The 17,356-nt window shown below is 68.0% G+C and carries 19 protein-coding genes; 7 read left to right on the forward strand and 12 right to left on the reverse strand.

What is annotated here, in order from left to right; translation table 11 throughout:
- Nucleotides 1–332 precede the first annotated feature (332 nt).
- The 3 genes from ACQE3M_RS08815 to ACQE3M_RS08825 are packed head-to-tail and all read left to right on the forward strand — an operon-like array spanning nucleotide 333 to nucleotide 1,396.
- Nucleotides 333–533 carry a hypothetical protein gene (locus tag ACQE3M_RS08815; RefSeq protein ID WP_430505225.1) on the forward strand — a complete coding sequence of 67 codons (201 nt, stop codon included), beginning with the start codon at nucleotides 333–335 and terminating at the stop codon, nucleotides 531–533.
- The gene (locus tag ACQE3M_RS08820) at nucleotides 530–1,042 is read left to right on the forward strand and encodes a hypothetical protein (RefSeq protein ID WP_430505226.1); all 513 of its coding nucleotides are present in this window, start codon (nucleotides 530–532) and stop codon (nucleotides 1,040–1,042) included. The genes ACQE3M_RS08815 and ACQE3M_RS08820 overlap by 4 nt, the downstream gene beginning before the upstream one ends.
- Before the next feature lie 33 nt (nucleotides 1,043–1,075).
- Entirely contained in the window at nucleotides 1,076–1,396 is a 321-nt protein-coding gene (locus tag ACQE3M_RS08825) for a hypothetical protein (RefSeq protein WP_430505227.1), read from the forward strand.
- A 16-nt stretch (nucleotides 1,397–1,412) separates the two neighbouring features.
- Here the strand turns inward: ACQE3M_RS08825 and ACQE3M_RS08830 are convergent, their stop codons facing one another.
- The 3 genes from ACQE3M_RS08830 to ACQE3M_RS08840 form a co-directional block, all read right to left on the reverse strand.
- Nucleotides 1,413–1,661 carry a hypothetical protein gene (locus ACQE3M_RS08830; RefSeq protein WP_430505228.1) on the reverse strand — a complete coding sequence of 83 codons (249 nt, stop codon included), beginning with the start codon at nucleotides 1,659–1,661 and terminating at the stop codon, nucleotides 1,413–1,415.
- A 71-nt stretch (nucleotides 1,662–1,732) separates the two neighbouring features.
- On the reverse strand, nucleotides 1,733–2,575 hold the full coding sequence (locus tag ACQE3M_RS08835; protein ID WP_430505229.1) for a beta-keto acid cleavage family enzyme: 843 nt from the start codon (nucleotides 2,573–2,575) through the stop codon (nucleotides 1,733–1,735).
- Nucleotides 2,572–2,784, reverse strand: a complete 213-nt coding sequence (locus ACQE3M_RS08840; RefSeq protein WP_430505230.1) for a hypothetical protein — start codon at nucleotides 2,782–2,784, stop codon at nucleotides 2,572–2,574. Before ACQE3M_RS08840 ends, ACQE3M_RS08835 begins: the two co-directional genes overlap by 4 nt.
- A 133-nt stretch (nucleotides 2,785–2,917) precedes the next feature.
- Here ACQE3M_RS08840 and ACQE3M_RS08845 point away from each other — a divergent pair, with 133 nt between their 5' ends.
- Complete coding sequence (locus tag ACQE3M_RS08845) at nucleotides 2,918–4,435, forward strand: ATP-binding protein (RefSeq protein WP_430505231.1); 1,518 nt, start codon at nucleotides 2,918–2,920, stop codon at nucleotides 4,433–4,435.
- A 100-nt stretch (nucleotides 4,436–4,535) separates the two neighbouring features.
- On the forward strand, nucleotides 4,536–4,958 hold the full coding sequence (locus tag ACQE3M_RS08850) for a hypothetical protein (RefSeq protein ID WP_430505232.1): 423 nt from the start codon (nucleotides 4,536–4,538) through the stop codon (nucleotides 4,956–4,958).
- An 84-nt stretch (nucleotides 4,959–5,042) separates the two neighbouring features.
- Here ACQE3M_RS08850 and ACQE3M_RS08855 read toward each other — a convergent pair whose 3' ends face one another.
- A complete protein-coding gene (locus ACQE3M_RS08855) occupies nucleotides 5,043–7,400 on the reverse strand; it encodes an AAA domain-containing protein (protein ID WP_430505233.1) in 2,358 nt (785 codons plus the stop codon).
- Between the two features lie 135 nt (nucleotides 7,401–7,535).
- On the reverse strand, nucleotides 7,536–8,021 hold the full coding sequence (locus ACQE3M_RS08860; protein WP_430505234.1) for a hypothetical protein: 486 nt from the start codon (nucleotides 8,019–8,021) through the stop codon (nucleotides 7,536–7,538).
- 480 nt (nucleotides 8,022–8,501) lie between these two features.
- Here ACQE3M_RS08860 and ACQE3M_RS08865 point away from each other — a divergent pair, with 480 nt between their 5' ends.
- Both ACQE3M_RS08865 and ACQE3M_RS08870 read left to right on the forward strand, forming a co-directional pair.
- Nucleotides 8,502–8,858, forward strand: coding sequence for a 4a-hydroxytetrahydrobiopterin dehydratase (locus ACQE3M_RS08865; RefSeq protein ID WP_430505235.1), 357 nt, complete (start codon nucleotides 8,502–8,504; stop codon nucleotides 8,856–8,858).
- A 287-nt stretch (nucleotides 8,859–9,145) separates the two neighbouring features.
- Entirely contained in the window at nucleotides 9,146–9,607 is a 462-nt protein-coding gene (locus ACQE3M_RS08870) for a universal stress protein (RefSeq protein WP_430505236.1), read from the forward strand.
- A gap of 18 nt (nucleotides 9,608–9,625) precedes the next feature.
- Here the strand turns inward: ACQE3M_RS08870 and ACQE3M_RS08875 are convergent, their stop codons facing one another.
- The 7 genes from ACQE3M_RS08875 to ACQE3M_RS08905 form a co-directional block, all read right to left on the reverse strand.
- Complete coding sequence (locus ACQE3M_RS08875; protein ID WP_430505237.1) at nucleotides 9,626–10,189, reverse strand: DUF7261 family protein; 564 nt, start codon at nucleotides 10,187–10,189, stop codon at nucleotides 9,626–9,628.
- Nucleotides 10,186–10,716: a DUF7262 family protein gene (locus ACQE3M_RS08880; RefSeq protein WP_430505238.1), complete on the reverse strand. Its 531-nt coding sequence runs from the start codon at nucleotides 10,714–10,716 to the stop codon at nucleotides 10,186–10,188. Before ACQE3M_RS08880 ends, ACQE3M_RS08875 begins: the two co-directional genes overlap by 4 nt.
- Nucleotides 10,709–11,380 (reverse strand): DUF7263 family protein, encoded by a 672-nt coding sequence (locus ACQE3M_RS08885; RefSeq protein WP_430505239.1) that lies wholly within the window; start codon nucleotides 11,378–11,380, stop codon nucleotides 10,709–10,711. Before ACQE3M_RS08885 ends, ACQE3M_RS08880 begins: the two co-directional genes overlap by 8 nt.
- A complete protein-coding gene (locus ACQE3M_RS08890) occupies nucleotides 11,377–11,871 on the reverse strand; it encodes a DUF7266 family protein (protein WP_430505240.1) in 495 nt (164 codons plus the stop codon). The genes ACQE3M_RS08885 and ACQE3M_RS08890 overlap by 4 nt, the downstream gene beginning before the upstream one ends.
- Entirely contained in the window at nucleotides 11,864–12,598 is a 735-nt protein-coding gene (locus ACQE3M_RS08895; protein WP_430505241.1) for a DUF7289 family protein, read from the reverse strand. The genes ACQE3M_RS08890 and ACQE3M_RS08895 overlap by 8 nt, the downstream gene beginning before the upstream one ends.
- A 65-nt stretch (nucleotides 12,599–12,663) precedes the next feature.
- A complete protein-coding gene (locus ACQE3M_RS08900; protein ID WP_430505242.1) occupies nucleotides 12,664–14,637 on the reverse strand; it encodes a type II secretion system F family protein in 1,974 nt (657 codons plus the stop codon).
- Entirely contained in the window at nucleotides 14,634–17,078 is a 2,445-nt protein-coding gene (locus ACQE3M_RS08905; RefSeq protein ID WP_430505243.1) for a type II/IV secretion system ATPase subunit, read from the reverse strand. The genes ACQE3M_RS08900 and ACQE3M_RS08905 overlap by 4 nt, the downstream gene beginning before the upstream one ends.
- Between the last annotated feature and the right edge of the window lie 278 nt (nucleotides 17,079–17,356).

Below are 17,356 nucleotides of genomic sequence, written 5' to 3' on the forward strand. Positions count from 1 at the left end.
TCGTTCCCTCCGGTCGCTCGTTCGTCGACCGCGAGGCCCGCGGCGAAGCGCGAGGCGCCGAGACCGTCGCTCGCGCGGCGCTTCCGCAGCGGAGGGGCTACGACCAGCCGAGACCTGTCGAGGCGTTCGGTCGCTGTCGAGTGTCCCACCTCCGCGCCCGAGCGTTCAGTTTAAAAGCAGTAGCGGCCGAGGTCGTTCGAGCGATTCCACAGGTCCACTCGCACGCACTCGCCTGATCCGTCGCGGGAGCGGACCGTTCGAGCGGACGACGGCGACACCACACAGGTTGTGCAAAACACCTATTCCGAGTCGGGACCTGGGTACTCGCAACGATGTCCGACAGCGACGAGACCGAGACGTGGCCGGAGCTGGCGATCGGGATGTACGACCGGCTGACGGGTCGCGGCGCGACGATAACCTACGAGTTCGACGACCTCCGGGTCGACGTACCGAACCGGGTCGGCGAGGAGTCGAAGCACGCGGAGTGGCACCTCGACGGGAAGCTCTCCGTCACGACGACCGACGAGGAGTGAGCCGACCGCTCGCCGTCGACGCGGAACTGACGCTGAGACACGACGGCGAAGAGATCGCGGTGTGGGACGACGCGGACGCGCTCGTGGTCGACGCCCCGTCCTACGGCGCCGCTCGGGCGCTGTTGCGGACGATCGCGGGAGCGCCAGCGCCCCCGGCTGCGCTGTTCGGCGTCGCATCGACGTCCAGCGAGTCCGGAGTCGAGACCGACGCCGCAACCGCCGCTGCGAGCGGGCCCGAACCGGCGACCGACGGGACGAGCAGTCTCGAACCGGCAACCGACGGAAAGAGCGCCCACATCGGGGCGGCAGGGAATTTCGACCTCGACGCGGCGCTTGACCGCCACGACCTCACCGTCGAGATCCGGGTTCGGGACGCGATGGTCGCGCGACTCGGGGCCGACGCCACTCCAACCGGCCTGGACCGCTGGCTGGCAGCGCGCTTACTGCCCGTTCCGGCAGCCATCAGCCTTCGCGGGGTCCTCGTCGCGGCGGCTCGACGCGTGGGATAGTGTTAGGTGGTCGGAGTTGGAAGACACACCGAAATGAATCGCACAGTCGACGCGGCCGAGGAGGAGGAGGAATCCTGGCTGGAGGTCCTCGACGACCTGCTCGACGAGGAGATCGACCGGGACGAGGCGCTCGAACTGACGGCCGAGGACCTCGAGGTCGACGTCCCGCTCCGATTCGGCGAGGACTCGCCGCACGCGAAGTGGGGCTTCGACGGAACGGTTCGCGTCAGCGTGGAGGGGCCGAGCGGACCGCTCGCGGACTGGCTCCGGTTCTGGTACGAGCGGAGCGACTCCTCGCCGAGCGACCTCGCCGACGCGGAGTCGGAAGCGAACTCGGAACGCCGAGAAGGCTAGGTGAGTAGCCGGCAGCTCAGGGCCGCTGCTGGAAGGTGACGACCGTCCCCAGGGCGTCCTGTCCGTCGACCGATTCGGTCGCGACGTCGAGGCCGAGCACGTTCTCCTCGCCGACGGCCTCGTCGACGATGGCCCGCAGCGCGTCGGCCTCGGCGTCCGGCTGCCGGATCGCGACCCGGACCTGCCGGCGGTTCACTGTCACGTCGCTCACGTCGTACTCGGTCGCGTCGAACGCGGACCGGAGCTGCGTTTCGATGTCCGACATACGCCCACGTTGACCCCGCCGGGTTATAAGGGGTGCGCGACGGGGGCAGCCCTGTCAAGCGGGGTCGTTCGCTACAGCCCGAGCAGCTCCCGGGCCTGCGCGGGCGACGCGACCTCACGGCCGAGCTCCTCCGCGATGCGGACGACGCGCTCGACGAGCTGCGCGTTGCTCTCGGCGAGCTCGCCCTCGCGATAGTAGACGTTGTCCTCCAGCCCGACGCGGACGTGGCCCCCGAAGAGGATCCCCATCGTCGCGAAGGGGAGCTGATGGCGGCCGAACCCGAGCGTGTTGAACTGCGCTCCCGCGGGGAGGTCGTCGATCGACGTGAGGAAGTTGCGGGGCGTCGGCCGCGTGAGGGTTCCGGGCCCGAAGATCAACGTGGCGTAGACGGGATCCGCGAGCTCCCGTCGGTCGATCAGCCCGTGGACCTCGTTCAGGTGGCCGTCGTTGAACACCTCCAGCTCGGGCTTGATGCCGCGTTCGACCATCTCCTCGTGCAGGGAGTCGACCAGCGCGCGCGTGTTCTCGCTCGTGAGGTGGTCGTACCGGTTCAGCGGCCCCATGTCGAGCGAGGCCATCTCCGGCGGCGGGTCCGTCCGAAGCGGCTGGTGGCGGACCTCGTCGGGCGCGCCCGTCCCGCCGGTCGAGTGCTGGATGATCACGTCGTCGGCGTATCGCCGCACAGCGTCGTCGATCGCCTGGAACCGCTCCGTCGCGAACGAACGCTCGCCCGAATCGGTTCGAGCGTGCAGGTGGACGACGGACGCGCCGGCGGCCTCGGCCGTCGCGGCCGCCTTCCCGATCTCCTCCGGCGTCTCGGGCAGCTCCGGATGCGCTTCCTTCCCGTGGACGCCGCCCGTCAACGCCGCCGTGATAATGAGCGGGTCGTTCGCGAGGTAGTTCTCGTAGCTCATCGGTCTTGCTCCGCGTCGCCGGCCGCCGCCCCCGACGCTGCCTCGCGGAAGATCTCGCAGTGCGCCTCGTGTGAGAGGTCGTACCGGTCGTTGCAGACGTCGGCACGCATCGGCTGCACGAACTTGTCAGCAGCGGTACAGTAGGCGCGTTCGGTGTCGAACTCGCGGTCGTCGGTCGCGCTCCGATACGCCAGATACGGGCAGGCCATACTCGGGTATGCGGAGCCACCACCAAAACCGTTGGCTCGGCGGACTCACGGCGTTCGCGACCTGGCGGGAGTCACCGAAATGACAGTTCACACCAAACCTATGTCGTCTCGCTGGAGAGGGTTCCACGAGTAGATGTCGACCGATGACCCTGAGCAGTGGATCGTCGCCACCGAGGACGCCAAGACGCTCCCGGTACAGGAGCTCCTGACGGGTCGCGGGTTCGTCTCGGGCAAGAGCGGGAGCGGCAAGAGCAACACCGTCAGTGTGCTCTGCGAGGAGCTTTTGGCGGCGAACTTCACGCTGCTCATCGTCGACACCGAGGGCGAGTACTTCGGCCTGAAGGAGGAGTACGAGCTGCTCCACGTCGGCGGCGACGAGTTCGCCGAGGTGCAGGTCGGCCCGGAGCACGCCGAACAGATCGCCAGCGTCGCCCTCGAGAAGAACGTGCCCGTCATCCTGGACGTCTCGGGCTACGACGACACGGACGTCTCCGAGGAGCTCATCGCGGCGGTTATCGACGAGCTGTACACCAAGGAGAAGCGCCTCCGGAAACCGTTCCTCCTCGTCGTCGAGGAGATGCAGGAGTATCTCCCGCAGACGGGTGGCTCCTCCGAGCTCGCCGAGCTCCTCGAACGCGTCGCCAAGCGGGGTCGCAAGCGCGGCCTCGGGATCTGCGGCGTCTCGCAGCGCCCCTCGTCCGTGGACAAGGACTTCATCACGCAGTGCGACTGGATGGTCTGGCACAAGTTTACCTGGGAGAACGACCTCGACATCGTCCGTAACGTCATCGGTCGCGAGCGGGCGGACGAGCTCGAGAACTTCGACCCCGGTGAGGCGTACCTGATGACCGACTGGGACGACTCCCTCGAGCGCGTGAAGTTCCGCCGAAAGGAGACGTTCGATGCCGGCGCCACCCCTGGCCTGGAGTCCTACGAACGGCCCGACCTCCAGAAGGTGGGCCAGCAGCTGATCGCCGAGATCGAACGCGAGGACGGTGTCGCGCAGGAGGGCAGCGAGGAGTTCGATGGCCCGGAGTTCGACTCGTCGGCGGGGTCGGACGACCCGGATGCGACCGATCTCGGGAGCGAGGTCGTGGGGGACGCGAGCGACGACCTCGGCGACCTCCCTGCCGGTGGAGGAGGAGAGTCAGGCGAGATCCCGTCGGATCTGACGCCTGGCACCGACCCGGACGACCTCGCGGACGAGGACACGGAATCGCTCGACGAGGAGGAACTCGTGGAGCTGGTCGAACGGCTCCAGCGGCGCAACCAGGTACTGACCGACGAGATCGACGAACTGCGGGAGATAGAAGGGAGGCTCGACGAGGGCGCGACGTTCACCACCAGCCCCGGTGACCCAGGGATGGAAACCGGCGGTGGCGACTTCGGCAACGGCGATTTCGAGTCCAGGGACTTCGCCGACGGAAGCCCCAGCTACGGCGGCGACGCGTCCGGTAGCCCCCCAGAGAGCGACGAGGTCGACCTGGAACCGCCGACACCGCCTGAGCCCCCGGAGAACCCGCAGTCGGAGCCCGGACTGAGCCGAGTCCTGTTCGAGATCGGCGAGTTAACCATGTACAGCGGCCAGGTCGTGAGCTACCGACTGCGACGGGCCATGTACGGCGTGCGCAAGTGGATGCGGACCCGATGAACCGGGTGGTCTCCATCGAGTGAGAACAAGGGGTCGATCCGGGAGCCCACGGCCGGGGGCCCGCGCTGAATATAAATAGTGGGTCGGTAATGGTACGCCCATGATAGAGGATCCGCGTCGGCGCTACCTGGCGCGCACCTCCGGGCTCGCCTCGGCGTCGACGCTCGTGTTGACTGCCAGTTTCATCGGCGTGCTCTCGTTCGTCGAGAGCGCAACCGCGGGCATCTGGAACCGGGTTCCCTGGTACCTCGTCGGCGCCGCGGTGCTGTTCACGGCGACGGTCGTCCTGCTTGAACGACACGACGCGTCGGGGAAGGTTATCATCGGGACGGCGACGATAAGCGGGGCGATCGCCTTCGTCGTGATCACGTTGCTGGTCGAAGGGCTGTACTACACGGTCCGGTATCCGGAAGAGGTGTTCGTCACGCAGTACGTACTCTACTTCCTCACCGCCGGGCTGCTCGGCACGGGGATCGGCTACTGGGGGATCCAGCACTGGCGGGAGTTCACGCCGAATCAGTGACGTCCGGAGTCGACTCGACGTCCGACGTTGAGGATCGGTAGCGGTGGCTCGTTTCCAGGCCACTGAGGACGACGCCAACCCGACTTACTCCCTGAAGCAGTCGGTGGTTCGGAGGTGCTCGTAGAGGTCCCGGTAGTACCGTTTCGGCGACTCGGGGTCGTCGCCGCCCGCGGTCAACGTGTCCCAGTTCCCGACGAGGACGAGCCGCTTCTTCGCCCGGGTTAGTGCGACGTTGAGCCGCCGAGGGCCCTCGGTCGGCAACCCCAGGAAGCCAACCTCCCCATCGGGATTGCTCCGGACGAACGAGACGACGATCGCGTCGCGCTGCCCGCCCTGGAACGAGTCGATGGTGTCGACCTTGACCCCGGACGTCACCGCTTCCCCCAGATCCGACTGTAAGACCGACCGGATCTTCCCGATCTGGCCGTTGTATGGCGTAATAACCCCGATGTCCGTGGCCATCACCCCGTGCTCGAGCAGTCGCTTGACCTCGTTCGCAACGGTTCGAGCCTCCGCTCCGTTGATGTACGAGTACATCGGCGTCTGCGACTCCTCGCCGTCGACGGCGACGGCGACGAGCGGGTCCATCGACCCGATCGTCCACTGCCGATTGCGTTGACCGTGGGTCAACACGCCGTCGTAGAACGCCTCGTTGGGGAAGGCGGCGATCGCCTCGTGCATTCGATACTGCGTGGTCAGCGTGGTGCTGACCTCGGCGGGGCCGTAGGTCTCGAGCAGCCGTTCGAACAGCGAGAATTCCAGTTCCTCCACGTGCTTGCCGTCCCCGGAGTGATACGGCGGCAGCTGTCGGTGGTCCCCCGCGAGGATCGACGTCTCGGCCTTCGAGACCGGGATCAACGTCGACGGGATCGTCGCCTGCGTCGCCTCGTCGATCACGGCGACGTCGAACATATCGTCGGCGAGCTCGCTCGCGGCGCTCATCGTGGCGCCGACGACGTCCGCCTGCCACTCGTCGCCGTCGACGTAGTGATCGGTGACGACGTCGTTCGTGGAGTTCCTCCCCACCCGCGCGATTCGCACGTCGCCGTCGACGGCGTCGGCGTGGATCGACCGGGGGTCCGCGCGAGCGTCCGTGCTGTCGCCGACGAGCAGCGTGTCCACCGCCTGATTCGAGTGTGCGGCGGCGAGGACGCGGAGTCCCTCGTCGACGGCGGCCCGGATGATCGCCGTCAGCGTTCGCGTCTTTCCGGTTCCCGGCGGCCCGTGGATGCAGAACACGTCGTTCGCGCGGAGGACGCGGCGCGCGGCCGTCGCTTGCGACGCGTTGAGGTCGCTGCCGAGATGGTTGTAGCTCTTCTCCTCGGCCGACAGCGCTCGCTCGCCTGTGACGATCGCGCGCTTCCGCTCGTCGGACTCGACGGCGTCGATAGCGTCCAGTTGCCGGTCGAACGGGACGGGGTTGACGAGCGCACACACCGCGAACTCGCCGCCGGACTCGGCCTTGAATGCGCGTTCTGCGGCGGCCTTGTCGTCGGCGGTGTCCCAGTAGACGCCCATCTCCAGCTTCTCGCCGTCGACGGCGAACAGCTCTGCCTCGACCGGGAAGCCGGTGCCGTCGTCGGTCCGGTCCGCGAGTACCTCCATTCCCGAGTAGAGTTCCGACGACGGGTCGGCGCCGTCGGTCCCCGCGGCGTCGACTCCGGCGCCTTCGGCAGCCGTCCCGGCGCCATCAGCTTCCGTGACGGCGCTTTCAGCAGCCATGCCGGCGTCCCCCGCTGCGGGTACCCGGAGCGTGACGACCTGCTGGCCGTAGTCGTCCGTCCGCCGGCCGCCGGCGACCAGTCCCTGCACGCCCTCGTTGTTCGCGAAGAAGGCCCGACGCCGCATCGACTCGTAGGCGTCGCGCGTCGCCTGTCGCGCTGCTTCACGTTCGCGCTCGACGAACTCGCGGAGCGCGGTGAACTGTTCCCCCCTGTCGCCACCGTCCTCGCCGGTGTTCTCAGTCGTGCCTCCCGAGGCGACCCCGACCGCATCGAGCAGGCCGTCCGGCGAACTCGTCGTCGACCCCGCTGGGGTGCCGTCGTCGAGATACGTCGGAACGTCCTCCGGATTAGTGCCGGCCGACCAGAACCGGACACGCCTGGCTGGATACGTCCGCCCGAACTCCGCGAGGGGCAGCCGCCGAAACCCCTCGATGGAGAAATCGTAGAACAAGACGGCCGGCGCTGGGTCGTCGTCGAGATACAGCAGGTACTCCCCGGTGAGCTCCGCCGAATCCGGTTCGTGAAGCGGCACACGAACCCGCGACGGCGTCTCGTCGAACCCGCCGTGATCGACCAGTGACGAGATTACGTCCCGCACGTCGACGGGGTCGGCTAGCCACCACCGCCCGGCGGCCTGCCGTGCTTCACAGTCGAAGACGGCGGGCCGTTGTGGCAGCTGCCCGAACGCCCGCTGGATGTGGTCGAAGGCCCCGGTCATGGACACTCCCTTTCTCGGAGAGGTATTTGAGTGTTTTATCAGTAATGAGGGATGTACCGGGGGAACTACTCCGTCGTCCCCCCGACCCGCGATCGGACTGGCGAACGGGGGTCACGTTGCTCTCGGCTCCGTGACTCAGTCCCCTTCCGTTCCCGCCTTCGCTTTCGTTCGATGGCGACGCCGTTGGAGCAGGAATACGGGGCCAGCGACCACGGACGTGCAGACGAGCCCGACGACGAAGACGCCGACGAGTGCCGTCGGGCGTGCGAGCACGACGCTCGGGTCCTCGAGGGTGCCAACGACGAGCGCGGTGACGCCCATCGCACCGCCGAGGACGTACCACCAGGGGTTCGGGGCCCAGTCGACGTCGCTGTCGTGGAGCCGCGACGCTTCCGCAAAGAGGCGTTCCGTCGCCAGCGCCGCGACGCCGATCAGCAGGGCGTCGTACGCGACGGTGACGCCGCCGGCGACGCCCGCGAGAAGCAGCGCCCCGCGGCCGAGTGCCAGGAGTGCCGGGACCCCGATGACCCACACTGGAAGCAGTTCCTCGTCCGTTTCCGTATCGAACAGCGAGAGATCGTCCGACGCTTCGATCGTCGGGGTGTCGTCAATCGGCGTCACGACGCGGCCCCTCCGGACGGCAGGACACGCTGATCGTCGCGACGCTCGTCGCCTCCCCTCGGTCGTGGCCGGTGCGGATTCGGGTTGATATACATGAGTCTTCGGTCCGTGGAGCCGGTCACGGATCACCGCTCCGGCGGCGAAACTCCCGCTACAGCAGCCGCTCTGGGAGTAAAGCTTATGTGGCCGGAGAGGGAAGGAGAGGATGTTCCACCAACCTTTCCGTCCCTGCTTTTTGGATTCGTACGTTACGAACACGGATGTCTCCCGTATTAACTTTGTGAGTGGTTCTGGACATGTCAGATGTCGAGTTTCCAGAACACCCCCGTAGAGAGTCCTTCTGGAGGATAGGAACCCGGGTCTCTCAGTAGAATTCTCCTGTTGACATGATTTGCTGTCGGGTCGCCGTGTTGCAACGACGGTCGCTCGCCACGGCAGCCCCACCGAGTCGTTATATTGCCACGGTACCACCCTTCGACTATGCCCGAACTCGCCGACCGAGAATGTACGGCCTGCACGAGCGACGACGAGCCCCTCACCGGCGACGCTCTCGAAACTCTGCTCGAGGGAGTCGACGCTGACGTCTGGGACGTAGTCGAGGAACACCACCTCGAAGGTACCTACGAGTTCGAGGACTTCCGCGACGCGTTGGAGTACACCTACGAGGTCGGGGAACTCGCGGAGGAGGAGTGGCACCACCCCGACATACACCTGTCGTGGGGCGAGGTCGTCGTCGAGATGTGGACCCACAAGATCGACGGTCTCCGCGAGACCGACTTCGTCATGGCCGCCCGGATGGATCGGATCTACGACGAGTACACCGCGGAGGAGTCGTAACCGGATCCAGGCACGTTCTTGCTATCTGGTCACAATAGCTAATAACTCGAAGCCGCTATCTTCACCTACAGGCCGCAGCCCCACGCACTGGCCCACTGTGGCGAAGAACAAGGGTTTGCAGCCACACGCCGGTGCTACAACCGCGCTCGACCGGTCCGGTTTTCACCCTTTCCCGGGCCGGGAGCTGACAGGGGCAGGCCTACTTATCGCCCCACTGTCGCCTCGCCGTCGTGGCCATCGCTGCCGGTGCCATCGTCCCTTTAGTGATTCGGTGCGGAGTATCGGCAATGAGTCTGGAAACCGTCGTCGTCGCCATCGGCCCAACGGAGGAATCCCGGATCGAGCAGCTGAGTGACACGCTCCTCGACGTCGTCGAACCGTGCCGGGCGACGGTCGTTCTCTATCACGCGTTTTCCGAACGTGCGCTGGAACGCGGGGCCCAGGAAATCGGGATCGAGTCGGAGGGCATGCCGGACCCCGAAACGGTCGTCGGCCGCCTGGAGAGCGTGGACGCGATCACCGACGAGCTAGACGACGTTGGCGTCGACTACGAGCTCAGGAGTGCGGTCGAGCCCGCGCTCGACGGGATCATCCGCGTGACCGAGGAGACGGGCGCGGACATGGTGTTCATCGGCGGCCGGAAGCGCTCCTCCACCGGTAAGGCCGTCTTCGGAAGCACTGCCCACGGCGTGATGATGAACGCGCCGTGTCCCGTCACCTTCGTTCGAGAGGACCTCGACGACCACTGATCCGTTAGAGGAACCGCCTCACCCGTACACGTCGACGACGAGCGTGAGCTCGGTGACGCCGTCGGGCCGAGTAATGCGGACGTCGAACGCGACGGCGAGGATCACCGTCTCGCCAGCCCGCTCCTGCACGACGACGCCGTCGATCGCCTCGCAGGGACCGAACTCGCGGTTAGGTCCGCCCGGACACGAGCTCTCGGCGACCGTTCTCGCGACTGCCTGCCGATACTCGATCACCGCGGCAACGCCGCCGGACAGCCGTGCCGTTTCGAGGTCGGCCAGGTCGTTTCCGAGATCACTCCTGTACTCGACCACCGCCGCCTCGCGGTCTTCCCACGCGTACTCGCCGGCGACGTCGTCGGTCGCGGCGTGGGCCGCGCGGTCGAGTGCGCGTTCCAGCTCCGCGCTCGGCGCGTCCTCGGTCGGTTCGGCGGCGACGTCGCCGGCGTAGCCGAGCTGGAGATACGCCAGCGCGAGGGGGAAGATGGCGAGCGCGATGGCGGCGGCCGCGAGGACGACGAGCTGCGCTCGGTCACGTCCCCGGCGTTGCTCCCGATTCCCAGCTGTCCGTTCCGTCCCGATCATGCGTACCACACCGTGATCGAGACCGTTCCGTTTCGCGTCGGTACCGCCGCTCGCCCGACGGCGACCCCGGCCGGCTGCTCGAACCCGACGCTCCCGTGTGGCGTCTCGATCCGATAGAGCAGGTTCGCCGGCAGGATCCGATCGACTCGCCGGTCCAGTCCCTCGCGTTCCCGCTCCAGTGCCGCCGGCGACTGCGCCACCTCCGCGAGCCGCGTCTCGCCCGCGTGCCGCGGGGGCTCGTTCGCGAGCACCGTGGCCGTATCCTCAGCGTACGCGTCGAGCTGGGCCTCCGTCGCCCCGGTCGCCGGGAGCCCGAGGCCGAACACGGCCGCGACAGTCAGGATGAACAGGACGCCGATGCCGGCCTCGACGGCCGCGAGCGAGAGCTGGGCGCGGTCCGCTTCCGATTCGGCTTCCGATTCCGACTCGGGTTCCGATTCCGACGCGGATTCCGATTCCGACGCGGGTCCCGACCCCGTTCCCCATTCGTCGGCGGGCCTGGTGCGGTGGTTGGGACGGCTAATCATCGACGGTCACCACGATGAGCGCCTTCTCGGTCGTTTCCGGCGTCGCTTCCACAGTAACGTTGCCCTCGCCGGCAGCGGTCACCGCCAGCGTGTCGTACCGAGACACGTTCACGGTCGCTTTGCGGTCGAGGCCGTCCGGGTCGTGGAGGACGACGCGGCCATCCACCCGGACGGTTTCGACGTCGCCGCTCGGCGTGACCGTGATCCGGTCGGTTCGGCGCGGAACGGTGAGCGACTCCCCACCCGCGGGCACCGTTCCGGCCCAGGTGTCCGTCGTCGCGAGCAGCCCCAGTCGGCGGATCGTCGTGCCGCCCGTCGGGTCCCCGCGGTCGACGACCGCCACCCCGCCGATCCGGACGCGAACCGCGCGTCCGGCGAGTTCGGGAACGAGCCGCTCCAGATCGCCCGCCGTGAGGCTCATCGCTGCCTCGCGATCGAGGACGTTCGTGCGGCGAGTGACAGGGCTGTCGGCAGCGACGAGTCGCTCCGCGACGGCGACGGTGGTCGCTCGCTCGGCGCTGTCCCGCTCCGCGGTTACGAGGGCTCCTTCGGCCATCGCGACTGCCGTCCCGGTGACGGCGGTGAGCACGACCAGCGCGACGGCCACGACGAGCAGGTTCGCCTGCGCTCGGGTCCTCGGCGAGCCAGCGCGTCGTGGGCTCATTCGTTCACCAGGCGCACAACGACGCCATCACCCTCGGTTTCCGCGACCACGGTCGTTTCCGCCCCGCTCCGCCAGGCCCCTTCCACGTGACGGACGTAGCCCGGGAGTGCGAGCCGGTGTGTGCCGGCTATCTCGTCGTCGGGATGCTCGAGCCGGAGCGTCGTTCCGTTGGCAACGATCCGGTAATTCGCGTTGCGGATGGCGGACGGGAGCGTCACCCGCGTCTCGGCGGTGACGTCCCTCGCGTTCGGCGGGACGGCTCCCTCGATCTCGCCGGCGGCAGCGACGAGCGCGCGGTCCGCCACCTCGTCGCCGGCTGCGGCTTGGTACTCCGGGACCACCCCGCCGTACAGGGCCGTCGTCATCGTCCCGATGAACAGCACGACGATGGCGGCTTCCAGCGCCTTGCCGACCATGGGGACGACCGCGCGACTGCTCCCTCGCCACTGCGGTGGCGCCTCGCTGCCACGCTCCCGTCGAGCGCTACACATGGCGGACCTCCAGCCCGAGGGTGTGCCGGACGAGGTACCCCGTTCGAGTGCCGTCGAAGCGCGCGACGACGCTGTCGTGAGCGTCGCCCGCGAACGATTTCCGCTCCACATCGGCACCGATGCGCTCGAAATAGCGCTCCCAGGCTCCCGGCGCGTCGGTTTCGATGGCGACGGCGAACTCCCCGTCGCCAAGCGCCGCCCGTTCGTGTGAGACGTTGCTCGTAAGCGCGAGGGTCGTCGCGTCGTCCGCCGTGACCGAGCGCGTGTGCTCACCGTCGAGGACCGCGATTCCGAAGAGGGCGACGCCCTCGGAGACGGCGAAGGGCGGGTCGCGGTACATCTTCGCCCCACCGCCGTAGTCCCGGACGACGGCACCCGCCACGGCGAGCACCCGATGGGATCCAGACTCGTAGGCGACGCCGTCGGCCGCGTAGGCCGTCCAGCCGGAGCCATCGTGGATCCGCACCGTACGGTCGACCGTCCGGAACTCGCCGTCGGTGAAGGATACCCGTCCGGTGTGCCGTCCCGTCGCTTCGACCGGCTGGATCGCCGCTTCGAGGTCGTCGGCGACGCGGTCGGCGTTGGCGGCCGCGGCGTTGCTCTCGACCACGGTGCCGACGGCGGCCGTGAGCGTGCCCAGGCTGATCATCGTGAGCCCGATCAGGACGGCGACGCCGATCACGTTCGACTGGCCGCGGTCGGCGGCGGTTGGGACTTCGATCGACACCGCGGGCGGTCGGGCGCCGCCTCGGCGTGAACGGGTACGTGGTCGACTCTCCGAGTCGTCTGCCGTCATATCATCCCCACCCCGGCGAAGATGACGTAGCAGATGCCGACGAGGAGCCCGGAGTGGAGCAGCGCCTCGTACCAGCCACGGCTCGCCACGCCGGCGAACCACCCCGAGGAGAGCATCGTCGCTTGCGTCACCACGTAGAACCGGAATCGCTCCCGGGCCGGCTGGATGGCCGTCGGGTCGAGCGCGGAGCCTGACATCGACGACAGCTGCGCGAAGCCGTCGATGACGTGGAGGTTCACGGCCGCGACGATGCCGATGACGAGCAGCGCCGTCGTCCAGCCGACGGCGACGTAGACTAACATTGCGGAGCGGAGCGCCTGCTTCTCGTGGTAGAGGCGGCCGATCTCGGTCTGTAGCGTCTCGAAGACCGTCTCGGTGTCGCTGCCGGCGTCGAGCGCGCCGGTGACGAGGCCGACGGTCTGCTCCGACAGTGGCGTGCCGACCGCCGCGACGAATTCCTCCAGGGCAGCCGTCCGGAGTTCCGCCTCGTCGTCGTGCGCCGAGAGCGCATCCCGGTCGTCACCGGACGCCTCGGTCGCCGCGGTGGTCAACCCGAGATTGAACGCGAGGTCGGCGACGTCGTCGTCGAGCGCGCCGAGGTCGACGTCGCGTGCGACGATCTCGACGGCCTCCGAGAACGGGCGCCCGAGGCTGACGTGGCCCGAAACCGCGTGGACGAAGTCCTTGATCTCGCGGTCCTTCGCGTCGTCGAGGCGAGCGCGACGGACCGCGACGGAGCCGACGGGCACGGCGAACGCGACGTAACCCAGCAAGGTCACAGTGATGGGACTGGCACCGCCGACCGCGACCGCGGCCGTGAGCACGACGCTCGGAACCGCGACCACGACGGCAGCGGACGCCGGGTTTCGCGTCGCTGTCGCGAGTACCGCAAGTGACTCGGACGGGAGCGCGTACGAGATTTGCTGGTCCGCCGGTCGGAGGGTTTCGACGGTAGCCGCGGCGGCGAGGCCGACGACGAGGATGAACGCCGCGCTCCCGTAGACGATGAGCGCGCGGGTCGAAACCGCGCCGACTGGCGTCGCTATCGGCGCGGAGAGCCCCGGCGCGAGAACGCTCATCACCGTCAGGACGATGACGAGCAGCGCCGGGAGGACGAGCAGGACGATGAACAGCTCCGCGAGGAGCTCGAGGAACCCCTCCGCGCGCTTACGGGCGCGGTCCTGCCGATGGCCGAGCATGCGGCTCTCCATCCGCAGGTAGTTCGCCAGCTCGTCCTCGCCCTGACTCGCGTGCTCGCGGAACTTGAGCAGGAAGGGCGCGAGTAAGTCCCGTGACGGCGTGTCGCGGGCAGTCCGTCGGAGCGCGTCGTCGAGGCTCCCCGTCAGTCGCGTCGTGTTGAGCGCCGTGCGGAACGCCACGGCCGTTTCGCCGTAGGCGTCGTTGGCGGCGGTCTTGCGGAGCATACTGCGGGGATCGTCGCTCCCGGAGGAGAGCGCGTGGAGATACCGTACCGCGCCCGGCAGCGTTCGCTCGATGTCAGTCCGGCGGGCGCTCGCGGCCCACTTCAGGTAGCGACCGCCGGCCCTGACAGTGACGCCCTTGGCGACGGCGCCGATACCGCCGGCGCCGACGACGGCGACCCAGAACCGGGGAACCGACGCCAGCGCCGGAACCTCTCCCGGCACGAGTCCGTCGAGGAAGGCGTCGACGCCGGCGATCGTTTCGGCCGGGAGGCTCGCGAGCACGACCAGCGTCGGCACCATGACGAGGACGCAGACGAGCCACGAGAGCCCGTAGACCCGTGCGAGGTAGACGTCGAAGCTCACGCGGAGATCCGTCCCGCGGTAGCGCTTCCGGTCGGCGGTGTGTTTGCGGGCGTCGGCGTGTCGCGCGAACAGCGCGTACAGTGCCCGGTCGAGCACGGAGAGCCGGGTGTCGGGGTCGCTACCCGGGAGCCGCGCTCCCGCGGTGAGCCCGGCGCCGTCAGGGACGCCGCTTCCGCCCGTCATCTTCCAGTTCCCCCGTTGCCGTCGGTTCTGCCCCCGGTTCCCGCGTCCGTCGTCCGCACGGCGCGTTCGACGGTTGCGGCTTCGTCCGTTCGAAGGTCGGCGAGGAACTCGAACAGCTGGTCGAAGTCGGCGACGCCCTCGTTCACGAGGTACTGGACGTACCGGTGTTTGCGGTGGAACTCGTCCTCGACCGCGGCGACGTCGCGGTCGGTCCGTTCGGCGATACGGTGGAGGAAGCGGAACCGGAGGGTGCCCTCGGTTTCGGCGGATGCGGCAGCGGACTCGTTCGCCGCGGCGGTCGCGTCCGCGGCAGCGGTCGCATCCGTGGCAGCGGTCGCGTCCGCGGTATCGACGTCGTCGCCCAGGTCCGGATGGTCGTACTCGAGGTGGAAGCTGCCGTCGGTGTCCCGCCAGCCGACCGTGTTCCAGTGGATCGTGGCACCGTTCTTCTCGACGGTTCCGGCACCGCCGCGACGGGCGAGCGTGCCGTCGCTGTCGTGGGCGGCGTCGTCCAGCGCCTCGAACTCCGCGTCCGACAGCAGCTCGACGACGTGGGAGACGTAGCGGTCGCCGTCGACCTCGTGCGGGAAGGCGACGAGGTCGAGTTCGCGCAGCAGGTAGGCCGGAAGCCCCTGTTCGATGACCCGGTTAACGAGGGTCTCGACGTCCTCGGCGTGGGTGGTGCCGACGACGCCGTGGCCCGTGTTCAGCGTCTCCGCGAACGTCTCAAAGCTCTCCGGCGTGTTGATCTCGGCGATGACCTCGACGTCCGGGTTCAGGTAGTTCGTCTCGGTCATCAACTCGGCCATCGTCACGCGCTTGTACTCGTTCTCGTGGTCCCGCGTCGTCAGCGAGACGCCCGTCTCGTGGGGGAGTCGCACCTCGCGGGACCCCTCGTCGATGGAGATCGGCCGGTCGTCGAAGGGGACGAACGGCATGTGCGCGTTCATCAGCGTCGTCTTCCCGACCCCGGTCGGACCGGAGAAGAGGACGACGCCGTGATGCTCGTAGAGGAGCCAGAACAGCGCGACCAGCTCCGTCGACAGCGACCCGCGCTCGACGAGGTCGACCGGGGTCATCGCGTCGGGCGACTGCTTCCGGATGGAGACGTAGGGGCCGCCCTCCGAGATGGCCGGCAGGGCGACTGCACAGCGCACCGTTTCGGGCACGTCGTCGAGGTCGATGTTCACCTTCGCGGACGGCGCGGAGGCGTTCAGCTCCGTGCCGTCGTGGGCGGCCAGCTGCGTGACGACGTTGACGAACGTCGTCTCGGACTCGAACGAGAGGTTCGTCGGAACGCGGTCGCCGGGACTCGCCCCGCGTGGGCCGTCGCTGGCAACGCTATCGGAGTTCGTGTCGCCGGTACTCGCGTCGTAGATGGACGCGCGCGGGACGACCTTCACGCGTTCGCCCACGCGGTTGGCTTCGACGTCCTCCAGGTGCGGGTCGCGGATCGGGACCGAGAGGATCCCCTCGCCGACGTAATCGCGGAGGACGTAGTAGACGAGGTCGTCGAGCCGATCGCGGGCGAACCGGGAGTCGACCGGCGGGACGACGAGGTCGTGCTCGGCCAGCGCCGCGCGGAGCCGGTACTCGGTCGCGTCGACCCAGGCCCGCGTGTTGCGAGCGGTAAGCCGTCGCGAGAGGAACTGGCGCGCGCGGTCGGCGACGAACGTCCGGCGGTCCTCGACGACGCGGTCGACGTTGGCCTCCCAAATTCGCTCCTTGCACTGCTCGATGAGGTCGTCGTCGCCCGGGAGGAGGTCCGGTTCGAGGACGGCGTACTTCGTGGTGAACTGGTCGGAGCCGAGCAGGTGCTCCCGGTAGACGACGACCTCGACGTCGAAGTCGAAGAAGTCGACCTCGTAGGTCCGGAGTCGCTCGCCGGCGACGCGTTCGACGTACTCCGTCCCCGCGTCGACGCCGGTCCGAACCGGCGCGAAGGCGTCCGTGTGGACCACGAGCTCCTCCTCGTCGCCGACGTCGGCCACCTCGATGCGGTCGTCGACGGCCAGTGGCGTCACCTCCCCCAGCAGGCGGAGCTCGCTCAGCGCGTGGTAGTCGATCCGCCGCCGCGCGGCCGCGGAGGTGTCGAGCAGCCGGTTGAGCGCCCGCTCGTACTTCGGCTCGAAGCCCGCGTCGGCGCGCTCGACGACGCCCTGCCTGGTGAGCGGGCGCCGGTGCCGGACCGCCGAGAAGTGGTCGCGCACGCTCTCGAGGGCGGCCTCGTCGCCGACGTCGAGGGGCGGCTCGCGGGTGTCGTAGGCGAACCCCGTCCCGGTCTCGGTCACCGTCGCGACGACGCCGGGGATCGGTTCGTACTGGGCCCGCACGTCCTCGGCGTACCAGGCTTCCGGGTCGTCCGGCGGCACCGGCGCAGGAACTGTTCCCAGGTCAGTTTGCCCCTGTCCGCCGATTTCGAGCGTTGGCGCGGAGTTCACGTGAGTTACCTCTGGATGAAAATTTAGTCCCTCAGTATCGTATTTAAATGTTCAGATCGGTAGAAATAGAACTTTCCCGCCGGGATGTTGGCAGTGATGACTACCGGGGCAACGGTGTCGGGCGGAGAGTTGGGTCAAAGGAAAAATTGATCGGCTCTACGTTCATTTTCGAAGGCTAGATAGGTTTTAATTAATATTGTTAACTTATAAAACATCTCGCTGTGAGAGACGGGGCGTGATACGTTGGATTGGAGTTATTTTCACAAATAAAGCAACAT

The organism is Halosubterraneus shenae (genome assembly GCF_050510935.1).
Taxonomy (GTDB): Archaea; Halobacteriota; Halobacteria; order Halobacteriales; family Haloferacaceae; genus JBDGPU01.